This window comes from Pedobacter sp. KH_004 (assembly GCF_057840755.1).
The window spans coordinates 1,346,768-1,361,053 of the sequence record NZ_CM174519.1; the positions used below are offsets into that span (position 1 = coordinate 1,346,768).

At 40.1% G+C, this 14,286-nt stretch carries 10 protein-coding genes; all 10 read right to left on the reverse strand.

Features of this window, described 5'->3' with window-relative positions; genetic code table 11:
- Positions 1-8 precede the first annotated feature (8 nt).
- The 10 genes from AC3ITD_RS05890 to AC3ITD_RS05935 all read right to left on the reverse strand — a co-directional run bounded on the left by AC3ITD_RS05890 (position 9) and on the right by AC3ITD_RS05935 (position 14,274).
- Entirely contained in the window at positions 9-344 is a 336-nt protein-coding gene (locus tag AC3ITD_RS05890) for a hypothetical protein (RefSeq protein WP_489364859.1), read from the reverse strand.
- A 74-nt stretch (positions 345-418) separates the two neighbouring features.
- Positions 419-1,642, reverse strand: a complete 1,224-nt coding sequence (locus AC3ITD_RS05895) for a retropepsin-like aspartic protease (RefSeq protein WP_489364861.1) — start codon at positions 1,640-1,642, stop codon at positions 419-421.
- A gap of 1,716 nt (positions 1,643-3,358) precedes the next feature.
- A complete protein-coding gene (locus AC3ITD_RS05900) occupies positions 3,359-3,670 on the reverse strand; it encodes a response regulator (RefSeq protein WP_489364863.1) in 312 nt (103 codons plus the stop codon).
- 84 nt (positions 3,671-3,754) lie between these two features.
- Complete coding sequence (locus AC3ITD_RS05905) at positions 3,755-3,910, reverse strand: hypothetical protein (protein ID WP_489364865.1); 156 nt, start codon at positions 3,908-3,910, stop codon at positions 3,755-3,757.
- Positions 3,911-4,989: 1,079 nt separating this feature from the next.
- On the reverse strand, positions 4,990-5,238 hold the full coding sequence (locus AC3ITD_RS05910; protein WP_489364867.1) for a hypothetical protein: 249 nt from the start codon (positions 5,236-5,238) through the stop codon (positions 4,990-4,992).
- A 67-nt stretch (positions 5,239-5,305) separates the two neighbouring features.
- Positions 5,306-7,477 carry an IPT/TIG domain-containing protein gene (locus AC3ITD_RS05915; protein WP_489364869.1) on the reverse strand — a complete coding sequence of 724 codons (2,172 nt, stop codon included), beginning with the start codon at positions 7,475-7,477 and terminating at the stop codon, positions 5,306-5,308.
- Between the two features lie 18 nt (positions 7,478-7,495).
- Positions 7,496-10,780 carry a TonB-dependent receptor gene (locus tag AC3ITD_RS05920; RefSeq protein ID WP_489366638.1) on the reverse strand — a complete coding sequence of 1,095 codons (3,285 nt, stop codon included), beginning with the start codon at positions 10,778-10,780 and terminating at the stop codon, positions 7,496-7,498.
- A gap of 51 nt (positions 10,781-10,831) precedes the next feature.
- Positions 10,832-11,836 carry a fasciclin domain-containing protein gene (locus AC3ITD_RS05925; protein ID WP_489364871.1) on the reverse strand — a complete coding sequence of 335 codons (1,005 nt, stop codon included), beginning with the start codon at positions 11,834-11,836 and terminating at the stop codon, positions 10,832-10,834.
- Between the two features lie 3 nt (positions 11,837-11,839).
- Positions 11,840-13,177 (reverse strand): fasciclin domain-containing protein, encoded by a 1,338-nt coding sequence (locus AC3ITD_RS05930; RefSeq protein WP_489364873.1) that lies wholly within the window; start codon positions 13,175-13,177, stop codon positions 11,840-11,842.
- A 5-nt stretch (positions 13,178-13,182) separates the two neighbouring features.
- The gene (locus tag AC3ITD_RS05935; protein ID WP_489364875.1) at positions 13,183-14,274 is read right to left on the reverse strand and encodes a fasciclin domain-containing protein; all 1,092 of its coding nucleotides are present in this window, start codon (positions 14,272-14,274) and stop codon (positions 13,183-13,185) included.
- Between the last annotated feature and the right edge of the window lie 12 nt (positions 14,275-14,286).

The following is a 14,286-nucleotide window of genomic DNA, read 5'->3' on the forward strand; positions in this document are numbered from 1 at the left end:
TTCAGCGCTTATGTATTACTGTAATTTTTTTTAATGAGTGCAAAGTTCTTGGCTTGTTTTGGCTGGACAAGAATAAGGCTCTTTACGTATTCAAGTTCCGGGTCTCTATGGTTCAAATAATCTGCGATATCCGGATGGATAATGTGATCGGGAATTAGCCCCCTTCCGAATGGAATAGTGTTGATGCTGGTTACCAGCGAATATTTAATCAGAGGTATGCACCCTGTGGTCCATGTTTCGGGAAGGGTAAAATTCAGGAATCTGCCACTGGTATTCCCATAATAGCCCCCGCCGGTTTCCTCCCCAATGAATACAGCGCCGGTACAATGAATAACAATTGTCAATGCTGGAAATCCTAGAACATATCTTAACGTGGGCCTTGATTTTATTAAACTATGTTTTCACTGTGATGTAGATATTAATCCTTAAGAATAGGGGTGTAGAATAAATTATTGGGTTTTAGGTACACATTATTATTCCTGAAATCTATGATGGTGTTGAACCTTTTTAAGATTTTATTACCGATGTTTTCACTATGCTCGACATTTTCTATCTCCTGGGCTTGAATCGAAAGGGGAATCTGATACATTTCAAAATCTCCTAATTTCATCTTAGGTAACATGACCAATGTACTGATGATCTCTTTTCCGGTGGAGCCTACCGATGTAACTTTCCCTATTTTTTTCATGGCATCGTTGAGCCCGTGCTCCCTGGCAAATTTTTGCCCGATCACCAATAAACCGTCCGAACCCGTATCAAAATCAAACCAATCTTCGCTTTCGTTTCCATTTACGACCAACTTCAATTTCACGTAAGGTATCCCTTCTATTAATTTGAACTGGAGTCTGGAATATTGGGCAGATATTATTGGCAAGGATTGGTGAACCACAAGAATCTTTTTTTCATAATCGATTTCAATGATATTGTTTTCGAATGCAATCCATCCCAGTACCGCATCAAATGAAGGTTGTTGGTAATCAATGGATAGCAACGGGACAGCTTCCCATTTAAGATTATTGATTTCAATGGTGTTTCTTGAACTTTTTTCTACTCTCGCTATGCCATCTGCGCCTCCGTTTTCCTGACTTCCGTCTATTGCAACGGTCACTTTTTTATTCACCAGTGATGAGGTAATAACACAGGAACCAGCTCCAGTATCGAATAAGAAATCCAGCGGATCTGAATTATTGATTTTGCCTTTTAAATGAATGCGGTTATCTTTTGCAAGCGTGAATGGAATGGTGTCTGTTGTTTGAAGTATTTTTTTTATCCTTGAAAAAGTCATTTTAGGATCCAAAGATGGTATTGCTTTCTGATCTGTATTTATTTGGGTATAGGCTTTTTCAATTCCTTTTAGTAAGATAATAAAGTCGTATTTCCTGTTTGGCTTCACGAGAAATGAAATACTGTCAATATCTGAGTAAAACGTAATTCTCTTTTTACCGGTAAATGGATTTGTGATGAAAATGTCCGGTTTTACTTCTGGCGAAAATGACCATACTTCTTTATACTCGGCATTCCCTTCTTTGATGCTTAAGGTGGATATATTGCTTTTGAGTATTGGCAAGCTTTCCTGGGCTTTAATATACTGGCATGTAAATGTTAGCATCAGAACAATAGGGTTAAGAAACTTAATTTTCATAGAGTTGGTTTGAGGTTGGGTATTATCAATGTGATACTTCGCAGTATCGCTGACGATGGCAGCTATCGAACTCTTCAAAGGCTTTGTCAAGAAACAAATCGGATATAACTCCTTCATATGGCTTTCGGTCATGATCGGTTTTATCGCTATTCAGAGCTGTGCTGTATTTACTTCTTCATTTTAAATAATTCTGGTTATCAATGCGAGGGATTTTTCTTGAGCAAAAGTAATAATAATTTTATATCATAATAGTGTGATATATATTTGATGATTAGAATTTTTATTTTAGTTTGAATGTTATTTTCCAGAGGAGTTAAGGATAGCGAATATGAATTCAGTATCGATGTATTAAGGTTTACTATTGCCACTATCGTTAAAACCAATTGCACAAAAATCTGCACTATGCAGATTTAAAACAAAACAAGTGGTGTGGACGGGTTAAGCCAAAATAATTTAATTTGTTGTTGTTTGTAATGTTGAGACCGGCCGAGCTGATGGAAATTGAAAACAGGGTGAAAAGTAAAATGATTATGATCAGAATAAATTATATTGTATTGTTTTTGCTCATTTATAATATGAGTTTGTAGAATTACCTAGTATTGTGTCGAATGCCAATATTAAAGTTACCCAAAATTCGGGGATATAATAAGGCATTGATAAAACCTGCTTTCTTTGCGACGGACAATTTTAGATACAGTTATGTGATGGCTGTTTTTCGTAATTGTGGATTTGAGCAGGACAAAGAGTTAGATAGTCATGAATCTTTATAGGGAAAGAAAAATCAATTTTCAAAAAAGGCCGATTAGGTTTTCTTCAATCCTGCTAAGTGAAAATACAGATATGAAGTAGTGCTTGTATGTACGGAAACACGGCTGCATTCGTACATTTCGTTAGCTTAAACCAATTTTTCAAAGGTTGCCGTCGACAACTTATTGAAGAGAGGTTGAACGGATGAATAAATAATTCTCACATAAGAGAATTATCTTGTGTTTTATTATGATATCCCAATAACACCCTCTTTATTTGGACTTTAATAACCAAAATTCAGTTTAACGCTTTCACAAACCTGCACGTTTTACATTCAATTATCTAAGCAATCTTTCTAAACAAAGAGGGTGTTGACCAGCTCTGGAACAGAGGAATAATCTCTTTGCGATTCAGTCTTTGGGATATTGTATTTGTTTCTGACAGAACGCACAAAATTGAAGGCGGCCTTTGGGTAAAAGGTGGGAAATTACCATCGTGCTCCTTCAACCAGTCGTGCATCTGGGCTGCAGAAGTAGACGGCTAAAGGATAAGCTTTTCCCGAACGAACTCCTCATAGGCATCAAGGGAACATTTTCTCCCCAGTGGCGCTTCTAGCTGTTGAAAATAAGCTTCCTCTCTCAAAAGCAATAGACGTTTAACGATACACCAGTCCATAACCAGGTGCTCGGCAATCTTCTGATGGAAAAACCTGCTCTTTCCATTTGGTGAACTTCATGATAGATCATAAGTTTGTTTAAATTATAGTTCATTGAATCCCTTGTATTTTGTGGTGAAAGACAAAGGTTATGTCAGGATTAAAAATATAAGTGCGAGAAGAATCAAGGTTATAAATCATTTCCCGGCTTTAAGCAAGTAGGGGGTACTTGTGGACTAAGTTTTTGCGCACGAGCAGACTTAGAATAATTTCTGAATCATTTTTTGTTACCCTAAGATTCCTTTACGGTCTGGTCAAAACAGGATCGCATCTGCTCCATAATCCAACGAGTATTTAAGCTTTTTAGCGTTTGAAGCTGAGGTGATGATGACGGGTAGGTGTTTTAAATTTCTTTCTTGTTTGATGTAATGGCATAGTTCTCGTCCATCGAAATCCCCCAGTTGTATGTCCAGGACCAGCAGATCAGGTTTCCAGTTTCTCGCTTGAGTCAGTAGACTTTCCGCTTTAGTCAGTCCCATTACGATATGACCGTCCATCTCCATCGTAATTTTCAGGACCTCCATGTTGGAGATTTCGTCCTCGACGATCAGGATTTTCTTTCTCATAGAATCTTGTTATTGATATAGGCTTTATTTATATGGATAATAAAATCAGGCCTTTTGTCTCATAACTTTTTTGAGCACCCTAACTCAAAGCTCTTCCATTGTTTTTTCGGGATCTGTTTTCGTAGGATTACCTTTCCCTTCTATCTTTTTCTCATCATGGACGTTTCTTTTGATCAACCAGATCATTAATCCAGCGATAGCCAACGCGACCACTGCCACCACAAAATAGTCTATCTTCATCTTGATGCAATTAGTTGCAACGCAAGGATTCGAACCTTTGAAGCCCCATGTTACTAGCGCGCTGCCTGGAAATAGATCATCTACTCCGATGTGAAGGTAGCACAGAACCATGACCCATGCAATTAAAAGTCATAAGTTAATGTTGGCTTAATATGGACAGTGTTTAAGGAACTGATGCTACTAACTTAATTGAAGGATCACTGATGCTAGAGCTTGGATTCAACGTAATGCTGATTTGGCGTGGCCATCCATTCCGAGAGTCAATATGATGATGACCAATGATAGCTATAGGGGTCTGCTCATTTCACGCCCGAAATGCAGTTTTCGGTCACTTATTAGCGGAGTAGGAGCTCCAAAGTGTGCTCTTTCTGTTTGGTGTTTAAGTTTGCCGCTGAGTTCTTTCGGGTAGCTTTGCCAATAATTAAGCGCTTTGTAGCTAAGGGACTTATCGGGCTGAAAGGCTGAGATTGAGACAATCAGTTTGGTTGGGATGGATATCGGTAACACGGTAGCATGGACTTACGCATGTTATCCTTCGGAGATCAATGATCTCGTTCTTTCCGAATCATTTGTTCCGGGTTTTGGGCTTGAAAAAATGTTGAATCCTGCAACTGGGACTTTTGGTATCTTGGATTTCATATGCAAAGAGGCTTTTCACTGTTACCTGTTTAAAAGCATTCGATGGTAAAAATATAAGTCCATTATTTATCTTTACACCCGCGCATTTTAATCGCTCAAGATGTAAAGAAAAAACCTTAAAAAAGACAGTAGTCGATTATGAATGCTGAGCTAAGCTATTCAGCATCACATCATCATTTAGATTTAGCGTAAATCCCTTTTTTAGCCCAATTAGTGTGCTTTTTAGGGTTGCTGGTAAAGTTCTTTAACACTTGTTTATCAACGTTATAGCCGATGATTAAAACGATCATATCTAAAAAAAATAAAATAATGATGGCAATGTCACTCGTGTGCATAGTTTTCGAAAAGGATTGTTTGCAGATTCAGTTTTGAGGTTTTTTAAACCTCCTGATTGCAAGTTGTAATTTATTAATTTCAGAGTGAATGCACTGGCATTACTTTTAAATAATTCGCTTTTTCTTATTTTTTAAGCCGATAGATACTTTGGTGCGTATCAGCGCTTGTAACTGATTATAAGCCCTGGCACCTTGTTCTGCTTTTCGGAGAAGATCATAAGCCTCATTGTACGAAGTTTGTAATTCGAACGACACTTCCTGCCATTGGCAGGTTAAATCATCATTTTCTTCAGAGAGTTGACCCAAACCTTCCAAAAGTTTTCGATGCATACTTCTATCAATCCCTATTGCCAAAATTAAGTTGTTTATAAAAATCCTGAGGCTCAATGCTAAAAATAAGCCTCAGGATCAATCATATCTGTTATTTCAAAAAAACTTTTCTGACCGCTTTATTTGCGGCATCTAAGATGTAAAACGCTCCATCTTTATCGACAACAATATCCGCCATGTGATCGCCTATTTTTGCGGCAGACAATGTACCATCTTGATACCCCCGACTTCCTTTCAGAACGGTAGTTACCATAACGGTTGTCATATCTACCGCTCTAATGGCATAGTTATTCCCATCACCGACATACATCTTATTACCAACGATTACCACTCCGCCGGTTATGCCGTTAAACATCACGTTAAATCCCCTTCCATCCTGATACCCAGCCTCAGCGTTACCTGCATAGTTATTAGATCGGTTGCCACCGGCTTCCAGTAACAATATCCCGTTATTACTGTTGATGTTCTGATCTGAATGGTATAAATTACCATTTGGCGTTACTGCGGGGACTGTTGTTACCCAACTTGGTCCTGTGATGGTGGTCACGCTTCCGGTTGCGTTAACTTTCCTCATTCCACCACCAAAGGCTGATACACCTACGTATAATGTTCCGCTATCATCAACGGTCATTTTACTTGGCGCAAAACCTGAGGCAAATATGGTGCTTTGGCCAGCTGGTGTGATTTTTCTAATGTTGTTTGTGCTCAGATCGCCAACATAAATGTTATTTTGTTTGTCAATGGTAATTCCAGATGGATTATTGAAAGTAATATTTACCCCATTTGATTGCAAAACACTTACCACCCCAGCTGGTGTAATCTTCTTCACTACTTTATTTGCCGGATCTGCAACGTAAATATTATCATTTTGATCAATGGCCATTGCAGTCATAAAACTACCAAAAACATTACTGTTAGGGCCTCCTGCGAAAGTCGTTATTCCTGCTCTTCTAAATGGTTGTGGTGCTAAGGCTTCCTGACTGCCAACTACTACCTTCAAATCTCCTGTGCTTAAATTTGTGGGCGCATCTAACACCAAAGTATTTTCTGTGGCTGTCTTTACAGTCGTCAAAATACCATTGAAGTAAACTCTATTATCTGAAGGCGTACTACTGAAACCTGAACCTTTAATGGTTACCGTGGTTCCGGTTAATCCATTATCTGGGGTAAGTGATATGATACCCAAATTTTGGTCTTTGAACTGCGGGCCTGTAGTTGCTTGATCGTTGACCACTACACGAACCACACCACTGCCGGTACCACCAGGAATGGTTAACTTAATTTGACTGGCATTCACTGAGGTAATAGGTATTTCAACATTGTTGATGAATACTTTGTTTTCATCTAAAACCTGACTAAACATGGCCCCTGAAATTGTCATTTCTGCACCTTTAGGACCACTTAGTGGTGAAACTGCACTAATATTTGGTGCCTCGACGACAGTAAATGCCGGACCAGTTGTTTTTTGCCCGTTAATGCTTACCGATAATGGCCCGGTACTTACGCCTTCTGGTGCAGTTACCACCAATTCGCTCGCACTTGAACTGATCACGACCGCTTGTTTACCATTAAAATCAACCACGTTACCGGTTACCAAAGTTTCAAAACCCTCTCCTTTGATTACAACTCGGGTATTCTTACCACCGCTTAAAGGTTTAATGCTGCTTATCGCCTGATAGGTAAAATTCTTCCCTCTTGATTCCAATCCATCAACTTTTACCGTAATGGCACCAAAACCCGCATCGTCAGGCACTTCGGCCACAATCATCGTATCAGAAACACTCACCACCAGAGCAGGTTTCCCGTTAATTAATACCGTTGCCGGGCCTTTAATGCTTCCAAATCCAGTTCCGGTAATTTTTATCTGCGAACCTGCCGGGCCATTTGCAGGGAAAACATCAGCGATGCTTAAACTCTGGTAAGTATAAGCGCCTACCTCGTAAAGCTCACTATTATGTTTCAGCGAAAGGCCCCCTGTACTTCCGCCCTCGGGTATTCGCAATACAATAACGGTCGCCGTTGCGCTAATTATCTCGGCATTTTTGCCCGCTATACTTGCACTATATTCACCCACAGAAGTACCAAATCCTTCGCCCTCTATGGTTACCAAAGTACCTGCTTTACCACTATTTGGGTAAAAACTGATTATTTTGAAAGGCACTGGGGGAATTTCGTTCTTGTCTTTTTTACAAGCACCAATTGACAGTGTAAAAATCAGCATTAAGCCAATGCTCAAATTCCATTTACTTTTTTTCGTTTTCATATTTGTTATATGATGTAATTAAAATGTATATCTTAAGCCAAACTGCATTTGCGCTCTGGATGCGAAATAATCTATGCTGTAAGGCATGCCAGGGTTATTGAAAGTAAATACCGGATAGTTACCTGCGTTTTGTTGTGGTGGGAAAAGCGAAGGTGTTAAGCCCACACTACTGGTGGAATTGAAGGTATTTGGCGAGAAATACTGGATGCCCCAATCCTTGTTTACAAAATTGGTCAGGTTGGTTATATCTATGGTCATACTTACCGACTGTTTCTTGCTTCTGTTCACGTAAAGCTCGTGTGCAATATGAAGATCGGCTTGGATATTCCACGGTGTACGTCCTTCGTTGCGCCCTGTGAACTGGCCTCTTCTGCTTCTTAAATATTCGTTACCATCGATAAACTGATTAAATGTACTAGCTTGTTGCAGGGCTGTTTTTCCGGCAATGTCTTTAAAGTAAAGCGAAGCCTCGCTAGCCTGCGGAATATACGCTAAAGACACTTGTTGCGGTAAACCTTGGATACTGTTATTTACGATGCCATAAGTAAATGGACTGCCGGATTGTGCACTGAAAAATAGGTTGATATTTGTTTTGCCAGCCTTTTTCCAGCTCTGCTGATAACCAATGGTTGCTATGATACGATTCCTAACATCGAAATTACTATAGGCTAAACCCGGATTATTAGGTACCAACGCCTGGTTTAACTGCCAATTGCTTTCCATCGAGTTACGTACGCCATTGCTCAAATCTTTAGATTGACCATAAGTGTAGGAAGTACTTACATTCAATTTCTGAAAAAAATTTTTAGCAATTGTTGCGGTAATGTTGTACCTGTAACCTTGGTTGGTGTTGCTTAATAAATAGATGTTCGAGAAACGATTATCCACCGTACCGCTGTAAACCGGTTGCTCCAGATTTTTATCGTAACCATAATACAATGGATTGTCCTGTGTGTTTAGTTGCTGAAAAAGTATGTCTTTGATGTTCTTGGTGTACATTCCTTCTAATGTAAAACGCCAATTGGTTTCAGTCTCGTAATCGATACCCAAACTACCACGCAGTACCTGTGGCATTACAAAGCCATTATCTACCAAATCTATTTGCGTACGGCCGCTGTTTGGATTATTGATTACCGAACCGTTCTGCTCAACAAAATTTCCAATACCATTAGGGTTAGGTTTGATGGCATCGCTACCCGGGACAAAAGGTTTCTGGTCTGCTCGTTGATCGATGGCGCCAAAAGTGTCGCCAGTATTATAGTAGGCATATGCCAACCATGCAAATGGTATACGACCTGTGAATATACCCACACCTCCTCTAAAAACCAGTTTCTGATTACCCAGGGCATCGTACCTGAAACCCACACGTGGCGAGAGTTGCACCCTATTCAAAAAATCATTTTTGATGCGATTTAATGGTGTGTAAGTAAAGGTCGAACCAAAATTTGGATCGGCGTTAATGGTGCTTAACTTTTCGCTTAATTTGGGCATTTGCGGCAAATGCGACATATCGGCTCTTAAACCTGGCGTAACCTTAAATCTATCGCTTACGCGGATTTCATCCTGTAGGTAAATGCTGTACATATTTACACTGAAATCCGCCGTTGGATTATTTAACAGATGATCTCTGGTATTATTGTTATAGTTATAACTTCCGCTCACACGGTAAGGATTGTTGACGATAAAGTCTTCGATACTTAAATAATTTACACGACCATTCCACGAATTTACAAAACCATAGTCGATGTTGTAAAGTTCGTTGTGTGTACCAAAAAGAAACTTGTGCCTACCTTTTACCCAATTTAAGTTGGCGGTAAGTTCGAGGGTTTTTTGCTTCATATTAAAAATACTGGCTTCCCTGTCTGTTCCTAGATAAATGGTTGTACCCGGTGTACGGCCCATAATTTGCACTTGTGGTAAGCTTGGGTCGCTCAAAGGATTACGGCTGTCGTTCACCTGAGTGTAACCTATTACCACATTACCCGAAAGCTCGTTATTAAATCGGCTTTTTAGTTCGGCAACCGTACTGCTTTGGTTGTTCTTTTGCTCAAAGGCCATGCTGCTAAAACGGAAGTCCTGCTGGTCACGGTCCATATGTGTAGCTTTACTGAAAATGGTGTTATTACGTACCGCGAGCTGATGTTTATCGCCAATGTTCCAATCTAACCTGTTGAAAAACTTTTGAGATTTACTCCAATTGGTATACACACCAGCAGTACCTGCATCGAAAATACCTCCGTAACGAGAAATAGTTGCGTTAGAAATCGCATTTGCATCTGCAACACTTAAGATATGATTGGTTTCTGGGGTGCCAACAAATAGTTGCGTTGGATCTTCTCGACGGGTAATTTCCTGATTACTAAAGAAGAATAATTTGTTTTTGATGATGGGAAAGCCGATACGAAAACCAGCTTGATAATCGTAAAAATCGCTATTCATCTTGCCTAAGCTACCAACCTTGTCTTTACCAGTAACAGCAGCATTACGGCCGTAACCATAAGCCGACCCGCTTACGGTATTGGTACCGCTACGCGTAACCGCGTTAACCGATCCCCCCGTAAAATTCCCGATCTTCACATCAAATGGTGCAAGGTAAACCTGCATGTCTTCAATAGCATCTAGAGATAATGGGTTGGTTCTGGTACTGCTACCAGCCATACCAGAAGTGCCAGTTTGACCACCTGCAGACGGACTAAAACCTATGGCATCGTTGTTAATTGCACCATCAATCGTTACGTTGTTGTAGCGAAAGTTCGCGCCACCGAAACTATTGTCTTTACTGGCCTGCGGTGTTAAACGCGTCACATCAGTAATGCTTCTATTCAGTGTCGGCATATCTTTTACCTGATCTGCGCTAATGTTTTTACCCGTTCCGTAACCATCCGCCCGCTGAGTTTTGGTTCTTCCTGCAATCGTTACCGTACCTAATTGTTGGGCATTTTCCTGCAAAATAAAATCCAATTGCTGCGCAGCACCTAACCTGATGTTGATATTACTCAGGACTTCGTTTTTCATCCCGGTCAGGGAAACCGTAACACTGTACGGCCCTCCGATTCTTAAGTTATTCAAGAAATAGCGTCCGTTTGCATCAGCTGAAATAGCATACTTGGTGCCCGATGGGGTGTGTAGAGCCGTAATTGTTGTGCCGGGCAATGGCAACTTTTGTGCATCTTTAACCTGCCCAGTTAGAGCACCGCTGGTTTCTTGTGCATAACTACTTAAGGCCGTGGCCAGTAGTAAGATTAATATTAAGCCAACGCGGGCAGTACAATATTGCTTTGCGCAACTTAATAATCCTCGCATGGAACTTTGAGTGATATGTTTGTTCATTTTTCTTTTCTTAATAGCGGTGATTTACTGAGTGATACGCAAACCACTGTCTATGATGTGTAATATCCCATTTCCAGCAAGTGCATCTTGTTTGACTATATTAACATCTGCCGTATTACCAATACCACGAAGCGTGATGCCGCTAAAACCACCTGGGACGTTTGGATTTGAAGTAAGTTTAATGGTAATGGAATTGCCTTCGGCAGTAGCCTGACGAGTTGTATTTGAACCGCCCGTACTTAGAATGTAATCGTAAATAAAACGTCTATCGTTTACAATGTGATAATTGACCAATGTTTTTAAAACAGCTGGATTTGTAGCGCTAATTTGTTCTACACTGTGATAGCCTAAGGCTTGCATGGCCGAATTATTTGGCGCAAAAATGGTATAGGTTCCTTTATCACTTAGGGTTTGCATTATGCCAGAAGTTCTCAAAGCTTCAGCAAATAAAGTAATGCTCGCATCAGCTGAAATCGCGTCGGTGATCAAATCATGCAGATATGGTGTAAGTACTTTGTCAATCACCTGTATCAAGCCGTTGGAGGCAGGAATATTTTTAGCCAAAACCCTTGCGCCGTTCAAGGTAAGTACGGTATCGGTACCTTTAATCCAATGCGTGGCGTACATTCTGCCCCCACGCGAACGCAATTCCTGATTGAACAGAAATGGCAGTTTATTCAGCTCATATTTACCGTCTAAAGTATGGTACCTAGCAATGCGAGATATCACACCAGCATCAGCGGATAATACAGAAACCGCACCTGAATAACCGGCGTTGGCAAATGCAACATCTGATGGAGCCAAGGTAGTGTATGGGCCTTGTCCATTTTGCAGTTCCTGATCTAAACTTGCTCTGCGAAGCGAAGCGCTGAAAGCAGAAAGATTAAAGTTATCCGCAATTACCAGGTTAATTTTATTGTTGTCAAAACTGTGTACACTTTCATCTTTACTGCAAGAAGCGAATAAAATGCCCAGTGCACAGATTGCATATAGTTTTTTAGTTTTTGAAAAACGGAGAATTTGTACCATGTGTTAGTTTAGTTTAAATCCCTTAGGAATAAGTAAGTGTTCGACCACGTGGATGGGTCCGTTAAGCGAATTAAGGTCTGTTTCTACGACGTGAGCAGGCTCGAAGCTGCTTTCTTTTACCTGAAGCTCGACGCCATTTGCTCCTGTAGTGAACCGGATGGGGTTTTTATAACTGTAGATAGCATTGGCTGTACCGCCGGTATTTACATAATAATCGTTCAGTGCTGGCACTAAATCGTTGCTAAAAAAGACCGTATTATTCGGCGCGTTTATGCCATAAGAGGGATCTTTTGTTGCAAACATTCTTCCCCAATCTTGGTGGTAAGTTAAAATGCTGTCGGTTGCAAATGAGCCTGAAGGTTCGAAAGTATTATCATCAAAACGAACATTATTTCGCTCATTAAACTTCATGATGGCTGTTATAGATTGAAAGCCAGCTTTCTTAAAGGCATCGTCGGTGGGCGCGAAATAGGTAGATACAGTGATATTCGGTCCATTATAGCTAGCGTATGGTGGTCTGTTGATGCCACCCCATTCATCACCAAAAAACATACGTCTGCCACTAAAATTGTCTTTATATTCTTCAACGCTCATTCTGTAGCCGAATAATGGCTCCAATTGCGTAATCATGATCTCTAAATACTGCTCATCGGTTTGACGCAAAAGTTCGAGGTAAGTGTTGAACCTCCCATCGGCCTTCAGTACCTCAGCGAGGGTTTTATCAGGGCGTTGTATTACTTTTTCCAATAGATAAACAGCACCATTAGTCGCAGGAAGGTAATTGAGTTTACCCATCGATTTACCATTCGCCAACAATTCGTCGCCCTTAATGGCCAAGTATTGTTTGTAGAAATAGGGGTCATATTGCTGCTGGTTGTCTAATTTGCTGTCAAAATATTTAACACGTAGTCCCTTATGCTCCAGCAAGGTTTTTACCATTAAACTGGTGCTGTTCAGTGATTCTTTGTTTACCTTACCAATACTGGTATAAAACATGACCAAACTATCTAATTCTTTAACTGGCATCTGACTGATCACCGTTGCGCTTATTCCGGCGGCATTCAAAGCTGCATCGCTGGGAACTAAGAGGGTGAATTGTGTATTTTTGCCATTTTCCTTCAACTGTGCTGGCAGGTTACTTTTTTGCCACGCTGTAAAAAATAATTTTGCCGGCGATGCAGCCAAAAGTTGTTCTACAGTTTGTGTTGCATCATCTTTATAAGGCACTTTCGTGCCCTCTGGTTCTGGTAAAAACTCTGTTTTTTTACAAGACATAAAACTGAGCAAAAATATAGCGCATGAGAAGGCTAATGCCAAGGATTTATATGTGATTTGTTTCATGATTGTTAAGGTTTTAAAGCTTGTGAAGGCGTAACTAAACCGTCTTCCAGATTATGTAATAAGCCGTTACTACACAGGTAATCAACTTTAGAAGGGATTTCATAGCGCACCGAGTTAACTATTGGATCGAAAATACCGCTGCCGCTTCTTATTAATAGGCTATAACCTAAAATATAACTGGGATAGCTTTCGCCCGAACTAAATTCCATCAGTTGGATATTGTTCTTCAACTTATAACTGTAGGTTCCATTGGAGTTGATAATGCTGAATACTTGACCATCAGATATGAAAAAGTGCCTGCCGTAAATGATATAAGAACCAAACAATAAATCCCCATCATATTTTGATTTCTCTAAAGAGGCTAAAGAAGCAGAGGTGAGGTCTGATTTTGCCAGTGCATCGTTGGTAGGCGCAAAAATGGTGTATGGACCATTTTGTGCCAGCTGAGCCCATAAATCAAATTTCTTCAATCCTTCTACAAAAACACTATATTCTTTTCGGGCCAATAACCATTGCTGTATATTGTTCTTAAACTGAGGTTTCATCAATTTGTTTACCACATGTAGTACTCCGTTAGCCATCACAACGTCATTCCTTGTAACTTTTGCTCCGCTAAAATATAGTTCCTCAGCGGAACCTCCATTAGGATTTAAAGCACCATATGAAGTGTATAGTTCGCTGCCTTCCAAGGTTGCATACCGAACATCCACACCGTTTGTTGGAATTTCCCTTGTGGTTAATCTTCTGGGTAAAATATGGTAGGAAATCAACTTTTTTAGACTGTCTGCATTTATTTTATCCAAATCTGATGCTTTGTAAATGCCCAGTTCGTTAAAAGCTGCATCGGTAGGCACTAGTACCGTAAAAGGACCAGCACCGTTAAGTTGTGTTGTTAAGCCCGCTTTGGTTAATGCCTGGCTAAACAGCGTCATTTCATAATTATTTTTAATAAAATCTGCAGCCGGGCGTATATTTTCGTTCGGTTTTATTACAGTTAAATCATCCCGTTTGCATGCGTTGATCAACATTGAAAAAGCGAAGATCAAACCCAAGAAGGCCTGGCCTTGTTGGGTTTTCGAATATTTTGTTAATTTCATTCTATTCATCTA